At 40.9% G+C, this 19,013-nt stretch carries 21 protein-coding genes; 15 read left to right on the top strand and 6 right to left on the bottom strand.

Annotation, left to right across the window (positions count from 1 at the left end; translation table 11 throughout):
• Positions 1-119 precede the first annotated feature (119 nt).
• Positions 120-1,565, bottom strand: a complete 1,446-nt coding sequence (locus NYE72_RS22490; RefSeq protein ID WP_326047005.1) for a hypothetical protein — start codon at positions 1,563-1,565, stop codon at positions 120-122.
• Between the two features lie 54 nt (positions 1,566-1,619).
• Between NYE72_RS22490 and NYE72_RS22485 the strand changes: the two genes are divergently transcribed.
• The 3 genes from NYE72_RS22485 to NYE72_RS22475 all read left to right on the top strand — a co-directional run bounded on the left by NYE72_RS22485 (position 1,620) and on the right by NYE72_RS22475 (position 3,678).
• A complete protein-coding gene (locus tag NYE72_RS22485) occupies positions 1,620-2,231 on the top strand; it encodes a DedA family protein (protein ID WP_036683119.1) in 612 nt (203 codons plus the stop codon).
• A gap of 149 nt (positions 2,232-2,380) precedes the next feature.
• A complete protein-coding gene (locus tag NYE72_RS22480) occupies positions 2,381-2,734 on the top strand; it encodes a VOC family protein (RefSeq protein WP_076100525.1) in 354 nt (117 codons plus the stop codon).
• 242 nt (positions 2,735-2,976) lie between these two features.
• Positions 2,977-3,678 (top strand): YetF domain-containing protein, encoded by a 702-nt coding sequence (locus NYE72_RS22475; protein WP_036683116.1) that lies wholly within the window; start codon positions 2,977-2,979, stop codon positions 3,676-3,678.
• A 737-nt stretch (positions 3,679-4,415) separates the two neighbouring features.
• Here NYE72_RS22475 and NYE72_RS22470 read toward each other — a convergent pair.
• Both NYE72_RS22470 and NYE72_RS22465 read right to left on the bottom strand, forming a co-directional pair.
• Positions 4,416-4,817: a VOC family protein gene (locus NYE72_RS22470; protein WP_036683113.1), complete on the bottom strand. Its 402-nt coding sequence runs from the start codon at positions 4,815-4,817 to the stop codon at positions 4,416-4,418.
• Between the two features lie 84 nt (positions 4,818-4,901).
• Entirely contained in the window at positions 4,902-5,762 is an 861-nt protein-coding gene (locus tag NYE72_RS22465) for a LysR family transcriptional regulator (RefSeq protein ID WP_235219488.1), read from the bottom strand.
• A 183-nt stretch (positions 5,763-5,945) separates the two neighbouring features.
• Between NYE72_RS22465 and NYE72_RS22460 the strand changes: the two genes are divergently transcribed.
• A complete protein-coding gene (locus tag NYE72_RS22460; protein WP_036683107.1) occupies positions 5,946-7,118 on the top strand; it encodes an MFS transporter in 1,173 nt (390 codons plus the stop codon).
• 49 nt (positions 7,119-7,167) lie between these two features.
• Here the strand turns inward: NYE72_RS22460 and NYE72_RS22455 are convergent, their stop codons facing one another.
• Positions 7,168-7,911 carry a MerR family transcriptional regulator gene (locus tag NYE72_RS22455; protein ID WP_076317237.1) on the bottom strand — a complete coding sequence of 248 codons (744 nt, stop codon included), beginning with the start codon at positions 7,909-7,911 and terminating at the stop codon, positions 7,168-7,170.
• A 91-nt stretch (positions 7,912-8,002) separates the two neighbouring features.
• Here NYE72_RS22455 and NYE72_RS22450 point away from each other — a divergent pair, with 91 nt between their 5' ends.
• From NYE72_RS22450 to NYE72_RS22430, 5 genes are all read left to right on the top strand, one after another.
• Positions 8,003-8,704 carry a type II CAAX endopeptidase family protein gene (locus tag NYE72_RS22450; protein ID WP_076104323.1) on the top strand — a complete coding sequence of 234 codons (702 nt, stop codon included), beginning with the start codon at positions 8,003-8,005 and terminating at the stop codon, positions 8,702-8,704.
• Positions 8,705-9,022: 318 nt separating this feature from the next.
• Complete coding sequence (locus tag NYE72_RS22445) at positions 9,023-9,946, top strand: helix-turn-helix transcriptional regulator (protein ID WP_076317236.1); 924 nt, start codon at positions 9,023-9,025, stop codon at positions 9,944-9,946.
• Between the two features lie 249 nt (positions 9,947-10,195).
• The gene (locus NYE72_RS22440) at positions 10,196-11,173 is read left to right on the top strand and encodes a phosphotransferase (protein ID WP_038572637.1); all 978 of its coding nucleotides are present in this window, start codon (positions 10,196-10,198) and stop codon (positions 11,171-11,173) included.
• 1,020 nt (positions 11,174-12,193) lie between these two features.
• A complete protein-coding gene (locus NYE72_RS22435) occupies positions 12,194-13,012 on the top strand; it encodes a helix-turn-helix domain-containing protein (protein WP_076104326.1) in 819 nt (272 codons plus the stop codon).
• 24 nt (positions 13,013-13,036) lie between these two features.
• Positions 13,037-14,212: an MFS transporter gene (locus tag NYE72_RS22430; protein ID WP_038572629.1), complete on the top strand. Its 1,176-nt coding sequence runs from the start codon at positions 13,037-13,039 to the stop codon at positions 14,210-14,212.
• A 273-nt stretch (positions 14,213-14,485) separates the two neighbouring features.
• Here the strand turns inward: NYE72_RS22430 and NYE72_RS22425 are convergent, their stop codons facing one another.
• Positions 14,486-14,818, bottom strand: coding sequence for a helix-turn-helix domain-containing protein (locus NYE72_RS22425; RefSeq protein ID WP_076104327.1), 333 nt, complete (start codon positions 14,816-14,818; stop codon positions 14,486-14,488).
• A 122-nt stretch (positions 14,819-14,940) separates the two neighbouring features.
• Here NYE72_RS22425 and NYE72_RS22420 point away from each other — a divergent pair, with 122 nt between their 5' ends.
• The gene (locus tag NYE72_RS22420) at positions 14,941-15,861 is read left to right on the top strand and encodes an NmrA/HSCARG family protein (RefSeq protein ID WP_076104328.1); all 921 of its coding nucleotides are present in this window, start codon (positions 14,941-14,943) and stop codon (positions 15,859-15,861) included.
• A gap of 263 nt (positions 15,862-16,124) precedes the next feature.
• Here NYE72_RS22420 and NYE72_RS22415 read toward each other — a convergent pair whose 3' ends face one another.
• Positions 16,125-16,583: a hypothetical protein gene (locus NYE72_RS22415; RefSeq protein ID WP_076275068.1), complete on the bottom strand. Its 459-nt coding sequence runs from the start codon at positions 16,581-16,583 to the stop codon at positions 16,125-16,127.
• A 234-nt stretch (positions 16,584-16,817) separates the two neighbouring features.
• On the opposite strand from NYE72_RS22415, the gene NYE72_RS22410 reads away from it, so the two are divergent.
• The 5 genes from NYE72_RS22410 to NYE72_RS22390 all read left to right on the top strand — a co-directional run bounded on the left by NYE72_RS22410 (position 16,818) and on the right by NYE72_RS22390 (position 18,830).
• Positions 16,818-17,090: a hypothetical protein gene (locus tag NYE72_RS22410; RefSeq protein ID WP_076104330.1), complete on the top strand. Its 273-nt coding sequence runs from the start codon at positions 16,818-16,820 to the stop codon at positions 17,088-17,090.
• Between the two features lie 332 nt (positions 17,091-17,422).
• Positions 17,423-17,680: a CPCC family cysteine-rich protein gene (locus NYE72_RS22405; RefSeq protein WP_339210416.1), complete on the top strand. Its 258-nt coding sequence runs from the start codon at positions 17,423-17,425 to the stop codon at positions 17,678-17,680.
• A 69-nt stretch (positions 17,681-17,749) separates the two neighbouring features.
• Positions 17,750-17,905 carry a hypothetical protein gene (locus tag NYE72_RS22400; protein ID WP_179089994.1) on the top strand — a complete coding sequence of 52 codons (156 nt, stop codon included), beginning with the start codon at positions 17,750-17,752 and terminating at the stop codon, positions 17,903-17,905.
• Positions 17,906-18,199, top strand: a complete 294-nt coding sequence (locus tag NYE72_RS22395; protein WP_076104332.1) for a hypothetical protein — start codon at positions 17,906-17,908, stop codon at positions 18,197-18,199.
• Positions 18,200-18,362: 163 nt separating this feature from the next.
• Entirely contained in the window at positions 18,363-18,830 is a 468-nt protein-coding gene (locus NYE72_RS22390) for a hypothetical protein (protein WP_076273043.1), read from the top strand.
• Positions 18,831-19,013: the final 183 nt, after the last annotated feature.

The following is a 19,013-nucleotide window of genomic DNA, read 5'->3' as shown; positions in this document are numbered from 1 at the left end:
TTACCATGTGGATGTTATTAATCAGAATACTTAATTGCGGATCGGTGACTATTGGCTAGATTGCCTCAGGTCAGCGTTTTTTTGCGTTCTACAGAGTGAGGAATTAACGAGCCGGATCATCACTCTGGGATAAACGAGAAGACACTGCCATAGGTCCCTGTAAATACGGGCTGACCGAATTTTTGTGTCCATTCCTTGAGTAGCTTATATGAGACCTTTTTGCTCGTAATAACATAATCGGGATGATCGTAATTAACGATCTCGGGAAGGTATTCAGAGAATCCGTGCATCGAGCGTTCAAAAGCAGTCCAACCCAATACGCCAAGAGAATCTTTTGTCACGAAGGGATCTTGTCTGCCATCACATAACACATCTCCCCCTCGGAACATGACATAGCCGGATGAACCGTAGTGGGCGAGAACTTTGGGACGTGTACCTTCAGGTGTATGCTGCAGAATATAGTCCATTTCATCTACAGGATATTTTTTAGCGTCAATAACTGGTGGTACAAGGAACAGATAAGCAATGTTTAGCAGCAGACCAACTGCCAGTAACCCTCGTAATGTACTTTGTCGGACTAGAATACCTGTTTTGGTGAACTCAGGAAGCGCATCAAAAAATACAGCCGCAAAATAGGGAATGAACAGCCACATAAACAGGTTTTGCTTGAAGTTTGATACACCGAGGTATAGAATCCCAAGCATAAGAAAAAAACGGAACGGTTTACGCTGGAGTGCAAAAGGAAGTGTGCAGGCAAAGAACAAAAGCAACAGTAGAATGGGCAAATTATCCAAGCTGTTGAACCGAATCGGCTGCCATTCATTAATCAGCAGGTTAAAGTTCTTTTTCGTTACTGTCAAAATAAACAAGAGGCTTTTTACGCCGCCTGGATTTAGAATGCCAACTAACCAGATGAGACCGAAGACTATAATTTTACGCTCATTCAGCGTTTTTTGGATCAATGATTCAAGCAAGGCCATCCCTGTAAATACAGCAATTACAAGCCATACTCCTGCATGGAAATTGGCAATGCCAATAGAAAGGGCAATCATCGCAGCGGCATATTTCTTTTGAGCACTCATTTGATATTCACGCAAATATACGAAAAACCAGACAATCATAAACGAAGAGATCATCTGTGGACGGCCTTTGAAATAATTATAATAAATCCAGCAAGAAATTAGCAGCACAAAAGGGAGCAGGAGAACATGGTCTTCCGGAAGTCCCAGTTCTTTGCGTGAAACCTTACCCAGCCGAAGCAATCCGAGCACTAAAAAGAACAAGCATACAGCGGTCAAAATATACACACCCGGCCATCCAAACGCTGCATAAAGCGGGGCAACGAGCAGCTGGAATCCGAATTCATGTGGGACGTAGGGCAGCTTATTTCCGTAAAAAGTATGTATGGCATGATGTAGAACTTGTCCGTGCTCGATCATATATTGTCCTAGCTCTATATGCCAGAAGGTATCGGGATCATTGTAAGAAAATTTAGGGAACATCAGCAAGATAGCGGCTATAACGAATATGCCGTACAAAAGTTTGTGTATATTGAATTTCACCATTATTTTGTTTCCTTTCTTATATAATAGAAAATTTATGAAGCGGAGTGAACACTCATGCATCAACTCTTTACGTGGATATCTGAATCCGCGCTTCACCTTGTTAATTCTATGGGCATTTGGGGCATATGGTTAGGGATGATTCTAGAGAGTGCCTGTATTCCCATTCCCAGCGAAGTGATTATGCTCAGCGGTGGCTGGCTGATTGCGCAAGGCTCGCTTACTTTTATGGAAGTTGCTGTTGCTGGGATATTCGGAAACCTACTGGGTTCCATCATTGCCTATTATATTGGTAAGGCTGGTGGACGCCGGTTATTAGAGAAATACGGAAAATATATTCTCCTGAATGAGCATCATTTGGAGCAATCGGAGCGTTGGTTCGAGCGTTATGGCGAGAGTACCGTATTTTTTACTCGTATGTTGCCCTTTATTCGTACTTTTATCTCACTGCCCGCAGGGATTGCTGGAATGAAAGCTTGGAGATTCATAACATTTACAGCACTCGGCTGTATCCCGTGGAACTTAGCTTTGATCTATCTGGGATACCGCTTAGGTGACAACTGGGGTATCGTGGAGCAATTTATTCGCCCAATCAGTTATACCATTTGCGGAATCGTGGTGCTTCTTGTGTTGAGATGGTTAGTACGGAGATTTCGTAACCAGACTTAATGCCAACTCTTCGGGTGTTTTCTGCTCGGTGAGCCTCGCAGCTTATTATGGATAAATTAAGGTTAGGAACGCCGAGGCTAGAATTAACTGTTATATGTTGAATGTATTCTATATTCAAGATTAATCTACTTATGTCTGGGAGGTTTGAAATGAAGGTCAAACGAATCGTCGCCAATATAAACACGAAGGATATCACGGCAGCTAAATGCTTCTATGAGGATGTGCTCGGTCTTGATTTAATGATGGATCATGGTTGGATTAGAACTTATGGTTTAGACGAGGAGATGAGCATTCAGATTAGTTTTGCCTCACAGGGTGGCTCAGAAACGCCTACGCCTGATATATCAATTGAAGTCGATGATGTCGATGCTACATTTGAAAGCATGAAGAAAGCTGGATTTCCGATAGAATATGGGCCTGTTGATGAGCCTTGGGGCGTTCGGCGATTCTATGTCCGCGACCCGTTTGGCAAACTTATTAATATCCTTGCACATAGACATTAGAAGAGTGGTCACGGCGTGCAGAAATCTTGATTGTTAAACTGTCGAATAGCGATAGCTAAATGATGACATTGGGGCAGCCGGTCAGGGGATCGGCTGCCTTTGTTCAATTAACGGGCAGTAGAGCGTAATGTCGCTGATACAAAAAACTAACATTACATAAAGTGTTGCTACGAATTGTATGTCTTGGGTAGAGATAGGGCAACCTAATTAATGGAAAATAAGATAACGGAGGAAAAGAGCGCGTGGATTTTTTTAAGAGCCAAGAGTCATTGTCGGCAATAGGGTGGATTTTACGCTCGATTGTCGGATTTGTATTCCTTATAATTGCTGCCAAAATGATGGGTCAGCGTTCAATATCGCAGCTTAGGTTTCTTGATTTCATCATCGCGTTGACGCTGGGAAATATTATTGCGCATCCACTGTCGGACGAGCAACTTGGCCTGAAGGGTTCCATGATTACGACTCTTTCGCTCGTGATCCTATACATAGTCGCGATCTGGCTCAGTTTAAAGATCCCACTGTTAAAACAATTTTTCGATCCTCCAGCGATTACTCTTATTCAGGAAGGGAAGCTTAATTACCGGAACCTATCGAAGGCAAAGTTACCTATTGATTTTTTGTATGCAGAGCTGAGAAAGTCGAGCGTAGAGGATATCTCGAAGGTTGCCTTTGCTTCATGGGAGCCAGGCGGTACTCTTTCTGTCTTCGTAAATACGGCTTATCAGCCTGTAACTCCGGCTGATCTGAAGTTGGCCACACAACCATTTAACCTGACCAAACCGATTATTGTGGATGGCCACATTGAACATGCACTGTTACGCGAAATCGGCAAAAACCGCGAATGGCTGGAAACGGTAATACAGCCCCACTTATTGAACAATGTCATCTTGGCAACCGTAGATAGTAAGCTTACAGTGCAGGTACATGTGGTTGAGGGTCCATAAACGTATGTTTCCTCCGAAAGTGTAATCGCGTAGCCATGAAATTTGAATATATAATACGGTTCACCGTAATGCTTCCAAATACAAAGTACAGTTTGACCACAAAATGTATATCAGTATATAAAGCAAAAAACACTCCTGACAATGGAGTGTTTTTTGTTATTCAAATTTATTTGAGGTCCATGTAGCAATTCCATTCATTGGACATGCAACAACCAGCCAATTATCAAATTCTACTCCCACCTGCCAACATTCATACTTCTCATGAAAACCATTAACAAATAATATGCTTCCTGATTCCAAGTTTATAATTAAATGTGGAGTAACGTCTCCCAATTTTATATCTGTAATTTTTTCACGTCTCAGCTTTATTATTTGACTGTACTTTTCTTCCTCTGAGACATCTGCAATTTGACTTTCATTACTAGGGTATTGAGAGGGAACTGAATCAAATATAGTCCACTTTGATTCAATGTTCAGGTACAGTTGACCAGCTAAATCATCGAACTCGTTCAGCGAAGTCCCTATTTTCTTTATTCATTCCGTTCCCAGCTCTTTTCATCAACGTATAAGCAAAATTTTTACACCATATCTTGGATTTGTCGGTGTTGGCTTTTCGCTTCAAATTTCACTCCTAAAAAACTCAATTACGACACAAAGGCAGCCAGTCAATGGAGCGGCTGCCTTTGTTTAGCTAACGGAAGGTTAGTTCAAATATGCAGGTGACCTGCGTTTTTATATTAGCGTTTTGGCATTTTGCTCTCATCCATGTACAGCAGATTCCAGCGGTGACCGTCCAGGTCGGCAAATCCTGCGCCGTACATCCAGCCGTCAGTTTCACTTGGCTTGCCAAAGATGTTTCCTCCGGCAGACTCTGCTTTTTGGATAAAGGCATCTACTTCTTCTCTGCTTTCAGCACCAATGGAGAATATTACTTCAGCGCTATGGGAAGTATCTGCGGTCTTTGAACCTGTGAATTTCTCAAACGCCGCATCCGGAAACAGCAGAATTGTTGTTTGGCCTATAACAAGCTTGGCTCTCTCGTTACCAACACTCACCGCTTGGAATCCAATCTCATTGAAAAAGGCAGTTGACCTCTCAACATCTTTGACTGGCAGGTTAATCCAAATCTCCTGTGACATGGCTGTAGCCTCCTAATATATTTTCAACTATTCCTACTATACTCTACTTCTGGCAGCAGAAGCGATCTCTTTCGCAACTCACCTTTAATTGAAATACTCGATAGTTTTCTCAATAAATGCCTTGGCCGATTTTGTCAGAAAACGGTCGGAACGATGAATGATCTCAAAGTGACGATATGGCGGATCGTCTGTAATTCGGATGCAGTGTAGTGTTGGTTCATTCATCGCTTGGATCAGAGGATAAGGCAGCAATGTTCCTCCGACGTTGGCTTTAACCAAGCTAATAATGGAAGTTGCCGAACTGGTCTCCATGATCGTATTTAAGCTGAAGCCATATTTACGGCAATAGCCATCAACCAATTCTCTGCCTGTAAATCCTTCGGGGAACATTACAGTTTGGATATTACGCAGTTCCTGGATTCCAATTGTGCTTCGTTCAGCCCAATCATGTTTCTCGGAAACGACAAGTACATATTCTTCACTGCACAAAGGAATGCGTACAAGCCGGTCATCAGGAGCGGAAATGATCTCGATCCCGATGTCTACTTCATTATCCAGTACTTGATTCAAGACGTAGATCGAAGAGATAACCTTCAGCTGCACCTTAGGGAATCGCGTATGAAAATTCACGAGTAATGGGGTGAGCCGATAGTCCAGATCGGAAGGGAGAACACCAATTACCAACCGCCCTCGTTGATCATTGCGTAATTCAGCTAACGCATCCTGGGTATTCTGTAAATGCCGAATCATCTGTACACAGTGCTCCAGAAAGAGATTTCCGGCCTGAGTCATCACAATCTTTTTGCCGACTCGGTCAAATAAGGGAACTCCGAGTTCATCCTCGAGCGCGCGTATTTGTTGACTCAACGTAGGCTGAGATATGCCAAGCTTCTCAGCTGCTCGTGTAAAATGAAGCTCCTCACACACAGCAATGAAGTTTTCCATCTGACGAATCTCCATATGAATGACCTCTAATCATTGGTTTTTGTAATCATTTTAATAGAAACTATAGTATTGTTCAATCATTCTAATGATTCTATACTTAATCGTGCACCATCCAAAGATCTGTTATTAACAAATAGGATCATGGGTGAATGCATCGATACTACTACCATGAGGTGATTCATAATGAAACTTTTTTATATCGTCTTGGCGCTTATTCTGGCTTCACTGAATTTACGGCCACCCATTACATCCATTTCTCCTCTAATGAGCACCATTCAGAATGATCTGGGTATAAGCGGGATTACCGCCAGTCTGTTAACCACACTTCCGGTATTATGTATGGGTATATTTGCTCCGTTCTCCGTACGATTAAGCAGAAGGTGGGGAAATGAGGGTGCAATTGTTCTGGCTTTAATCCTCATTGGGTTAGGTACGGGATTACGATGGTTTGTTGGTACAACTCCTTTGATGATGTTCACTTCTTTTCTGTCCGGTGTAGGGATTGCATTGGCAGGGCCGCTGTTGTCCAGCTTCATCAAGCAGTACTTCCCTGACCGAGTGGCATCCATGGTGGGTATTTACTCTACAGCGATGGTGATGGGGGCCAGCATTAGTGTGGGACTATCGGTTCCGCTACAGCATACGCTGGGTGGTTCGTGGAGAGGCTCGTTGGCTGTATGGGCATTACTCGCAGCCATTGCATTGCCGATATGGTTGAGATTAGCCTGGTCTGCGCACGCAGATCGACAATCCGGTAAAATCTCCAGTGTACTTAATGCACCACTTCCGGTGAACAACAAACGTGCCTGGGTGCTGACATTATTCTTCGGGCTGATGGCAGCGATCTTCTATTCATTGACCGCTTGGCTTGCACCAGCAATCCAAAGCCAGGGGTATAGTCAAGAGACGGCCGGCAAAATCCAAACTTTATTTACATTGATATCGCTGCCCTCTACGTTGTTCATTCCCATGCTTGTACATCGTTACCAAAGACGTGTATTCTGGCTTGTCGGGTGTGCATTATTGGAGTTGATGGGTGTCCTGATGCTGAACCTAACCGTTAGCCCCTGGCTCGCGGCGATTCCGCTCGGTATTGGAGCGGGTGGGCTGTTCCCGATTGCACTGATGTTGCCCATTGATGAAACAAGCAGTGCTCAAGAAGCCAGTAGCTGGTCCGCAATGACCCAATCTGGTGGCTACATTCTCGGAGCGCTTGGGCCGCTAGCCATTGGCTGGCTGCACGATGCAACAGGCAGCTTCGTTCAAGCATTTTATGGATTGGCTGTAATCATCGTGCTTCAGATTATCGTTCAAATGGCTATAGGAAATAAAAAAAAGTTCTCCAGCGAGTTATGATAAACCGCAACCTGGTGTATAAAGAAATCTATCAATATGATGAAATCTCCTATTTCTGTTCCGTCTCTTTTTCTAGAGCGTGAGCAATGCTAAGCTCCACAAAGTTCAGCGCTTCGTCGGAAACGGGATATAGTCCTGACTCTGATGTAGGGAGCTTCCTCACTTCCCAAAACTTCTCCATCAATTCCTCGTCTCCATTAAAGGTTTCGTGTGATAGCTTTATTAACTCACAGGCAATGGAATAACCTTCATCAGATTCAGGTGGAACAGATTGTTGTATGCACCACTCAATCCGGCGCAGCAAAGAGGCATATTGCTGAGTGGTCTGGTCATTACTGCTGAGATTGGGTAGTGCATTTTGTAGAAAGGTACTTTCGTCATCGTTGAAGTAATCGATCCATTGTTTAGAAATGGGTTGTACGTTCTGGACCAGATGAGAAACCCGATCCCAGGAGAGTGTACCTTCTAGATCAATCATGTTGATCAAAGAAGTAGTATTTGCAATACTGCCCTGAAGAGAAGCAAGCTGCTCCTGAAGATGATTATGATGTGCGATTAGAATATGACGAAAGGATAGCTTGTCCATTACATTTTGAATGTCTTCAAGCGGTAGTGATAGTGATTTAAGCAACGTTATCTTTTCGAGAGTGAATAAATCTTCTTCTGAATAATAACGGCGGCCGTTATCTTCCTTATAACTCGGTGTAAGTAGACCGATCTGATCGTAATAACGTAGGGTTCGAACCGAAATGTTCCGATGTTTGGATATTTGTCCTGTTGTCCATCTATTCATGGTTCTTTTTCCTCCCAAAAATAATGCTTGCAGGTGACGTAACGTCACCTATTATCATTAAATTATATCACAGAGGATTGAGGGATTAAGGATGACCAGCACGGAAATGTGGAAGAAGATGGATCAGTGGACATGGCGTGAGTTTATTGCTTTACTTGCGCTTGAATTTGTATTCGTTATATTCGTTATCAAATATGCGGTACAGTCAATGTATGAGCAATGGTTGGGGAATACTCTTTATTCAGGGACTCTTACAGGGCTTACCATAGCAATTGTACTTTTGTTAGGTTTATATTTTATTGCTTTACGACCGAAGAAAATGCCTTGGACTGAGGTAGGAGTAAAGAGATTTTCTGCGAAAGATTGGTGGAGGATTGCGCTGTGGACACTTATTCTTATCGTATTCAGTGTGGTGACTCTCTATCTCACTAGTTTTCTTGGGAATACGGTGGACAATAGCAAAACAGAGAGTCTGAAGCAAAATGTCACTCTATTTACTATAATTATTGGTATTGTGTCGGCAGGGATCGTGTCACCATTTTATGAGGAGATATTTTACCGTGGATTTGTATATCGTTGGTTACGGACTCGTGTTAGTATGAGCTGGGCGATTGTGATTAGTTCGCTAATCTTTACGCTTGCACATTTTCCCACTATGAATGCCATGCCCGTGAATTTTATTAGTGGAGTTGTCCTGGCATGGACCTATGAACGTACGGGATCGGTCGTGCCTGGTATGATCGTTCACGGTGTGTTTAATACGATTGCCGTGTTGTTAACAGCGATGAGTTAGAGTGATGATTATATTATGTATAAACGATGAGCGCTGATGAGCCTCAGGGTTTCTGCATTAATTGGACGAGAGAGCAACGTATTTAAGACTTCGGTACTGACCAAAGGCCTGGGTGTAATTCAACTAGCGGGTAGGATAATGGAAATGATTTGTAGAAAAAAACCTATAAATGAAAGTGACAAAAGTGGACAATTCTACCGGCAGTTGAATAAAGCGCCTGTGAAAATTCAACCACCGCTTGATAGGATTGCGTTTGAGGAAATGCTATGCTGTTTTCGACAGTGCGCACTGTACATTTTGTTTTATTGGAGGTATACAATGCTCGACTTGCGTAAAATTGGAGCTTATATTTCAAAGCTTCGCAAAGACCAGGATTTGACCCAATTAGAACTTGCCGACCAACTGAATGTAAGTCATCAAGCGGTATCGAAATGGGAACGGGGCGACTCGCTACCGGATATCGGAACGCTTCCGCAGTTTGCGAGGTTATTCGGCAAAACGGTAGACGACATTTTAAATGCAGGAGACAACGCAGAAAATCGGGAGCACCCGCACCTAGGAACGATCGTTGAGGAGATCGCAGAGAACAGGCCGGACCAAGTTGCAGAGATGGTCAATACCGGTGAGGTGGAGGTGGAAGAGCTTGTAGAAGTAGCGCCGTTTGTAAAAGCAAGTGCTCTGCATAAGGTTACAGAACGATTAGACAGCAGCGTCCTTAAGTTAGACATGATCATGCGGCTGGCTCCGTTCCTTGGAACAGATACATTGGATGAACTGGTTCGTCAGGCAGAAGAGGGCGAAATTGTGTGGAATACCATTACTGGACTCGCTCCGTTCGTCAGCAGCGACACATTAAGCCGACTGGTAGATAAATCAATTGACGGTTCCTTAGAAGTGCACAATCTTGTTGGAATTGCCCCATTTCTTGAAAAAGAACATGTAGATCGGTTGGTACAACAAGCAGAAGAGGGTAGCTTGAGCTGGAATTCCGTTCAAGGGTTGGCACCCTTTATTAGCAGAGAAACGTTAAGCCGCTTGGTAGACCGGGTTGCAGATGGCACTATTGATGCGAACCGGATCATTAGCCTCGTACCTTTTCTGGACAGGGAAAATCTCGAGAAGTTAATTAGTGGAGTCGAAGCTGAACATCTTAGCCCAGATCTGCTGGCAAGCCTTGCTCCTTTCGTCGATCAAGGGACATTGAGCAGAATGGTGACAAACTTATTAAATAAAGTAAAGTAGACACGTATATCGGAGATTGGTGATGCATAGGCAATGGCGTTAAGCTAACATCATACGCTAGTTCAATAAACACGATAAAGGCAGCCCGTCAGTAAATGTGATCGGCTGCCTTTATTCAACTAACGGGCAAGTTACCTTAATAAACTAGGTGGTGGATAAAATATAAATATAAGAGTTCTCTCCCGAACTATTAGAAAAAGTCATGGTACGATGTCCTTATTCGGTTGTTTCAGGGGGAGTGAGGAGAACATGTTAAATACTCATGATGTTGCAATAGAAGCATTAACTTGTTATTCAATTACTTATCAATCAATAGATCATATTGGTCAAAATGCAAACACTATCTATAAAGTGACAGATGAAGAAAGTAACTGCTATAGTTTGCGGATACATCTATCAAAAAATGATTCGATGGAAAGGATTTGGTCTGAGGAAAAAGTCATTCATTCAGAAATGATTTGGCTGGAATCATTAATAAATGATACTGATTTGGTGTTACCGTCACCTATAAAAAATAACATTGGTGAATATGTTACTAAGATAGCTGACATGAACTGTACATTGGTAAAATGGGTAGAGGGTGAGCAAAAACAATTTGTTCCAACAGTCAATGATGCCGAGTACGTAGGCAAATTGATCGGAAAGCTTCATAAACAATCATCTATTTGGAAGGTTCCGCAATCATTTACTAGACCATCCTTTGATAATACAAGAATTTCACAATCATTAGAAAAGCTCAAACAGCTTGCTGACGGTGGTGAGCTCAATAAAAATGATGTGGCAATTCTGCAATTGGCAGGAGAGCGTGCAATTTTAATGATGAACGATATAGAAAGAACACCTAGCAACTGGGGGGTAATTCACGCAGACTTGATTCCAAGTAATTATGTGTTTCATAAACAAGAAGCTAGAGCCATTGATTTTGGAGCTTGCGGGTTCGGATATTATTTATTCGATTTAGGTTGGACACTTTCTTATATCCATCCAGTTTTCAGAAGCCAGTTGCTAGAATCATACGCAAAACAATTCGACCTGCCTCATAACTATGTTCAACAGTTAGAAGGCTTCTTTGTGGCGGCCCAACTCGAAACAATGAATTTTTGGCTTGGGTTGCCTGATTCTAATGAGTGGTTGCCCAGTCATATTAGTAAATTAGCAAGTCGGGAATTTAAGTTATATGTAAATAAAGAAGAATTTCTCTTCAGTGGGACTCCTTACTGGGAGTAGTTTGTTTAATTAACGGGAAACGATGGCTCAAGAATCACGATCAGGCAACTGCGTGGTCGGCTGCCTTTTGCTCGATCTTGATCGTATCGGACCGTATTGCAGCTATTCCAGCATATGAGTTCATATTGCGAAGGTTTCGGACTGTATAGCTCTTATTGCCCTTGATTTGCGCAGAAAAGAAGTACATTTGAGCGAATAGCTGCAACTGAGTCCGATAGTGTGGCAAAACGAGCTGAATTATGGAAATAAGAGCAACTGAGTCCGAACAGTTGGTGAAAAGAACGCCGCCTGCCAAATTTGCTCCTAAACGTGCTACCCAGTGCTTAAACTAGCCGTCTATGGCTCAAGCTATCTACACCGTGCGCGGAATTAGCTACCTATAGCTCAACCTAGCTACACCGTGCGCAGAATTTGTTACCTGTTGCTCAAACTAGCCGCCTATGTCTCGAAACTAGCTGCCTTTTGCTCGATCTTGATCGTATCGGACCGTATTGCAGCTATTCCAGCATATGGGTTCATATTGCGAAGGTTTCGGACTGTATAGCTCTTATTGCCCTTGATTTGCGCAGAAAAGAAGTTCATTTGAGCGAATAGCTGCAACTGAGTCCGATAGTGTGGCAAAACGAGCTGGATTATGGAAATAAGAGCAACTGAGTCTGAACAGTTGGTGAAAAGAACGCCGCCTGCCAAATTTGCTCCTAAACGTGCTACCCAGTGCTTAAACTAGCCGTCTATAGCTCAAGCTATCTACACCGTGCGCGGAATTAGCTACCTATAGCCCAACCTAGCTACTCCGTGCGATAATTTAAGGATGGGCAAAGGTGAAAACGTTTATTGGCTTATTACGCACCAATTAAACATTGGAAAGAAGCTGAATATAAACAAGAAGGCAGCCGATCAACACGATCAGCTGCTTTTGTTCATCTAAGAGTAATTTCTTAAATAAATAAAAGCATCCTTGACTTTCCCCTGCACGGGAAGCTGTATACTCACATTATGTTATAGATTGGAGATGATATTTTGTTCAAAATCAGTGCATTTTCTAGGCTAAGCAAGGTATCCTTAAAAACACTGCGTTATTACGACCAGATTGGCATACTTAGGCCGAAAAAAGTGGATCAGGATACGTGCTACCGTTACTATTCCGCAGATCAGCTTCTTGAGCTCAACCGAATTTTAATCTATAAGGAATTGGGTTTTACATTGCCCCAAATTAAACAGCTGCTTCAGGAAAATATTTCATTAGAAAATATTCAAGGCATGTTTAAGCTGAAAAGAAGCGAAATCCAGCATATCATCGATACGGAACAAGCTAAACTCGTCAGGATTGAGGAGCGTATGCAGCTTATAGAAAAAGAGGGGCAATTCGAAACGGGTCAAGAAATCAGAGTCAAGGCAGAGGGTGCTCAATTGTTTCTTTATCAGAAAGCATGCGGGAAAGAAGAGGACATTCCGGATTTGCTTCGTCAATTTGATCAGTTTATAACGACGGAAAATCGTCAATTAATTCAAGGTACTCAGGTTGTTTTGTGGAAAGAAGTCGAAGGAAAAGAGGATGAGTTTGAGTTTGAAGTCGGGTATTTTTTAACCTGTGAGCTGCGATCATTCCCAGAACCGTTTCAGCTACGGACTCTTCCTCCTGAACCGATGATGGCCACAATGGCTTTTCATTCAAATACTAATTTTGATTGTGCGGCCTGTGTTCATTTAGCTAAATGGATTGAGAAAAACAACTATCAGATCAAGGAGAACGAACCGGGCAGGGAGTTATATTTACCGTTATCTCCAGAACGAGATGCACAATTCATAGAAATACAAATTCCCATTATAAATAGATAACTGAAGAAGGTGGAGTGGGGGAAATTGAAAAATAAACGGATCATTTATGTTCTGGCACTGGCTGTTTTTCTGATTGGAACCATTGAATATATTATTACGGGAGTTATTGAGATGATCGCTGTGGACTTGGGAGTATCTACTTCAGAAGTTGGATTATTGGTGACTGTGTTTGCCCTCTCCGCAGCCATTGTCGCTCCGGTTTTGATTGCATTAACGATCAATGCAGATCGCAAAAAACTACTAATGACCACCTTAGGTGTGTTTATTGCCAGCAACGGACTTATGTTTGTAGATCTTGCTTATGAAACAGTACTATGGTTACGTATTATCCAAGGGGCTAGCGGAGGAATTGCTACCGTTGTGGCCATGGCAATAGCGACACGTCTTGTTGAAAAAGAAAAAAGGGGCAATGCCATCGGCATCATTTTGATGGGGCTTAGCAGTTCGCTAGTGCTTGGTGTTCCTGTGGGCACATTTTTTAGTGAGATGTTTGGATGGAGAGTGCTATTTGTTTTAATAGGATTATTAAGTATTCTTCCATTACTTATCATCTATAAAAAGGTTCCGGCAATCAAAGAAGAGGAAAAGGTTACTCTCAGAATGCAGCTCTCTATTTTAAAAAATCCAACTATTCTGATGGCCTTGGTTATTACGTTATTTTATGTCAGCGGCTATTCTACACTGTTTACTTATATTACGCCTTTCTTGCAAGCAACATCCTCTCTTTCCATGACCGAAATCAGCGGTGTTCTGTTCTTGGCGGGCATTTGCAGCTTTGTCGGATCCAGATTAGGCGGACAATTGGCAGATGCAAAAGGATCGGAATTTACCATTTGTCTCGGGCTCCTGTTACAAGGGGCGACTTTGCTTTTATTCGCTCTAGCCGGAGTGAATCTCTTGGTATTAATCTTGGTATTAATGATTTTTATGTTAGCAACGTGGAGTATTTCCCCGGCCCAGCAACTATATCTGGTTACTCTGGCGCCTAGAAATCCGGACATTGCTCTTAGTGTAAATACTTCGTTCATCCAATTTGGCTTTGCACTGGGATCTGGATTAGGCGGGTTAGTTATCAGTCGTACATCTGTCCTATATTTGAATTGGCTGGGTTTTGCCGCTGTATGCATAGCTTTACTTCTTGCCATCTTACTATTTAAAAAAATGAGCAGTAGGACTAAAACTACTATGGCTATTAAATAAGAAATGGATCGAACTGCTGATGATTTCGAGAGCCGGGTGGATAGAATTAATTGCCTATCCTGGTTTTCAAGGGCTATATGAAATTAATGAAAAAAGTGGTTGGTTTGACTGCGATAACCTCGAAGAATTTATTTTTGAAGTCGAATCACATGTCGATTCATTACCTTAACTTTACGCTAACGTGAAACGATAACTCAATAACGACACACAGGCAGTCGGTCAATGGATCGGCTGCCTATGTTCAACTAACGGGCAGGTTAGTGTAATCAGGAATTAACCCTGTTGCGTATGTTCTTTCCCCCAGTCACACATAGTTTTTGTTATAGGAAGCAAAGATACCCCTTTATCGCTTAAAGAATATTCAACTTTTGGTGGGATTTGAGAATATTCCTGACGTATTATTAATTGTTCTTTTTCTAATTCTTTCAGTTGCTTGCTTAACATTTTATGTGTAATCCCATTAATGGATCTTTTTAGTTCATTGTATCGCATCACTTTATCTCGTCCTAAAAAGAAAATAATTAACATCTTCCATTTTCCACTCATAATGGAGAGGGTATATTCAAAGGATTCCAATCCATTGAAATTTTCATTGCTCTCGTTCATTCTAATACTCTCCTTTTGGATAGTAACTCACTAATAAGTGCATACTGTTTTTTAATCACATTATATACTATCCTATGCTTATTACTACATCAATAAATTTTCGCAACAAAGGAGTTTTTCAAATGAATAATAAGCAAAAAGTAATATTAGTCACAGGTGCAACTGGTTTACAAGGGGGATCTGTGGCACGGGAAGCATTAAAGCAGGGATTTAAAGTCCGTATTTTAGTTAGAGATAAAAATTCTACTAAAGCCCAGGCACTTATTCAAAAAGGGGCAGAGGCTGTAGTAGGTAACTTCGATGACCCAACCTCTTTGGAAAATGCTATGAAAAATGTCGATGCTGTTTTTTCTGTGCCTATCTCTGGCGTGGATACCAATGAAACAGATAGAGAGAGAAAACAGGCTTTTGCATTAATTCAAAGTGCAATAAAAAGTGGCGTAGAACAATTTGTGCATACTTCCGTTGCAGCCACAAGCAGATATACGGAATTCCCGGAATGGGGAACAGGTTATTGGTTTGAAAAATATTGGACAGATAAGTGGGATATAGAGGAAGCTGTTCGTTCAGCAGGCTTTCCTTTATGGACTATCGTGAAACCAGCACATATTATGGAAAATTTCACTGAAAAACCTGAGTTAATGTATCCACTTTTAAAACAAGGGGAAATAAAAACGGTTACGTTTGCGGATACACGTATAGATCACATTGCAGTTGAAGATATTGCTTCTTTTGTTTGTGCAGCCTTTGCAAATCCTGAAAAATTCAATAAACATAATATTGAATTAGCTGCCGAATCGCTGTCATATAAAGAAATTGCCGAGATCATCTCGGAGGTAACAGGAAAAGAGCTTAAAATCACAACACTTAGTATTGAGGAAGCATTAGAGCAAGGGATTCATCCATTATCTGTACGAAGTGAGCAATGGAATAACGTAGCTGGTTATAATGTAGATATTGATTCGTTAAAAACTTATAATCTTAAATTAACCCCGTTTAAAGAATGGGCAGAGAAATATAAAGACAAGATTAATATCGGCTAATCCCCGGAGGTTTATTTGAGAAACAGTACTAAGCTAACGGGCAGATTAACGTAGGAAAATAGATATGGACGTGACTGAAACGGAGCTTTTAAATATAGCTATATATATTGAACTTGAAAATATTTTATAAGGGAAGAGAGACGCAAATATAAAATATTGGGAATACGGATGTTAGTGGTTATGGATCTATCAATAATAAAGTAAAACATGAAAGCGAAGAAGGAGCCATTGTCGAAAAACAACGGCTCCTTCTTTATGACTTGCTATTTTGATGAACTTGTTGGAATATCAGCATCAGTCGGGTTTTCATTTGTTTCATTTATGAGTAACGAATTGGGATAAAATTTCGAAAATGTTGATTCATCTACTTTTAAAAAAAACTTGCCTTCAAAAATTAGTTGATTCGTATTAGGTCCGATTTGATCTAAATTTCTTGCTATCTCCGATTCCTTAAAGATACTTTGTTTATCTGCTCGCAAGAACATGCCATGAGGTGTATATAGTTGACTATAATACCCTTTTGCGATTTTTGATTCTACGGATTCTTTTACAGATTCTACGGATTCCACGTTATTTGTTGAAAAATTAGTGTTAACAGGATGTTCATCTGTCTTATTTACGGTTACCATTTCTGGATAGGTGTCTGCTTTTGAATTGGATATTAACACCACTCCTGAAATAATAGTCACTGCAAAGGCTATTAAGCCTATTTTTTTAAACATACTATCCCCAACCTTTCTTTACCAGTAAATATGTCCTACTTTAAAACATTATATTCACAAAAATGTTGAACGAATCGATAAGGTTCGTAAAGGAAAAGATCCCACTATAAAATGTTCTATTTTCCTAATTTTATAATAATACCTTTTAAAGTACATGTGAACATCATTTTACGATAATATTAATTTCCTTATGCATTAAATCTCCAATTCTTCTCTATGTATTTCCGGTGGCATTTGGAAAGACATGCGTTAACCGAAATTGTAGACATTTTGGACAAATTATTTCCTGCCCTCAGCGGGTATTTGGAACGCTTAACGCAAGCTGGGACTTCAGGCCTTGAATTTGGTGTGTATCCTGGAGGAATCCGAAAACTTTCTGACGAACAAGAAGAACGGCTGAAGGAGACCATTGCCAAGCAAAGAACGGTGGATGCTAGATTCGAAGCGAAATGCACTTGGACGTTCGTGCATGGGTCCTTCGCGAGTTCGGCGAGAAATATACCCTAAAAGGAATCCCTAGAATGCTGAACGGCTTGGTTTTAGCTATACAAAAGCCACCTATACGCTGGTATGAGACAACAAGAGGAACAAAAACAATTCCGCGATGTCACTTTACCTGAGCTAAAGGAGAAACTGAACCAGCGAGAAATTGACCGTCTTTTATTTGAAAAAGAACCCTTTTTTTGAGCATTCAACTATCGGGAAACGATAGTTGAATAATACATTACATTGATAAGCAGGTGCTTCGGTATTCTGCTCTTTTTATTAAGCTAACGGGCAGGATAGCGTAACGGTAACGTAGAAATAATGGGGAAATAATCAAAAGGTGGCTCAAAAAAATGGTGAGAGTGCAGTGTCCTTGTTGCGACTATTTTACTTTCAATAGTATAGAAGATGCTCTCTTTGAAATCTGTGAAGTATGCTTTTGGCAGTACGATGAAGTTGCTCATGACAAGCCTAAAGTTAATATAGGTGCAAACCATATTTCCTTAGACCATGCTAGAGAAAACTTTAAAAAATATGGTGTATGTGAGGAAAGATTTAAAGCAATGGTAAGAATGCCGATAAATGAAGAGCTTCCAATGAATAACTTATAGTAGTCCATCACGCTAACGGAAAACATAGTTTAACAAAACAGTAAAATCGAATGAAGGAGGTTGGTTTTGGTGTGTGAATTTGTAATACGAGGGAAAAAGGGCTGTTTTATATTAATCACCATAGAAGAGGTATTCGATTTCCCGAATATTACAAGCCATTTTGGTGGATATGATGTTAGAGGAACCGCCGAAATCAAAAGTGGGAACTATTATCTCAAGGGGTAGTTGTGGTTCTCAACAGGTGAAGCCTATCAGTTTTATAATCAGTTGATATTGTGTTGGGCTGATTTAGACGGTGTTGCAACCTTTATAAATTCTGAAGTGAACCTAAAGTTAGATGTTACGTTTAATAAGCGAGGGCAAGTAATCGTCGAAGGTTACTTTAAGGAATTTGCACATGAGGACAATAAGTTAAAGTTTGAAATTGAAAGCAATCAAAACTTTTTTGTGGAGACATTGGATGGATTGAAGAAAATCGTTAAACATTATGGGGACTTGAAAGGAATACCTTCTGAGTAGCACTAAGCTAACGGGACACGATAGTTGAATAATACAAATTGATGAGCAGGAGCTAAGGTATCCTGCTTTTTTCATTGAACTAACGGGTAGTTTAGTTCTGATATGTGCTAATATAGTTTATGTAAGACCAATAAATTAACACGGGTCATCCCAGGTGATTTGTATGAGTTTAACCCACGAATTTTTTCTTCTTAACGTTGATTTTGATTTGAATAACAGATATGAATGGTACAGAAATAATCGGTATACATGGGCTGAGAAGTCTGTAGTATTAGATGAGACTATTCAATACATGACGGATTTTTTGAACTGGTTACCTTCATATAACCCTGAAACAAAAGTAAGTCACAAAGGGTTAAATTACTATGGCGTAACCGTTATTAATAAGCTTGGAGCAGAGAAGCTAATAAAGATATTAGATAAATGGCTTGAACTAATCGGAGAAGCCCCAGACACTTTTAGTTTAAGGGGAGATACTATTTGGAAAGAAGAAGAGAATGAAGAGGGCTACTGGGAACAGACGAGAAATTGGTTGAAACGAGAAACAATGCAAAGTGAATTAGAAGTATTAATTGACTTGGCTGCCAAAGCTTCAGCCAATAACCAATTGATTATTCACTTCGGAATCTAAGTACAGCCGATGAAAGTAAAAAACTATGAGCTTATAGGCTGGTTAGAAACCAGCAGTGATTGATGTGATAATCGAAATTGATGGTTACTTTGAGAATGTACTGCTTAAAGGCAAAACATGTTCAATTATAGAATTAAGAAATATGTACATTATTGCCAAAAGTCATTGCACAAACATAAATGA

Source organism: Paenibacillus sp. FSL L8-0333 (assembly GCF_037965665.1).
Taxonomy (GTDB): Bacteria; Bacillota; Bacilli; order Paenibacillales; family Paenibacillaceae; genus Paenibacillus_AQ; species Paenibacillus_AQ odorifer.
This window is presented reverse-complemented; position numbering and strand designations above follow the sequence as displayed.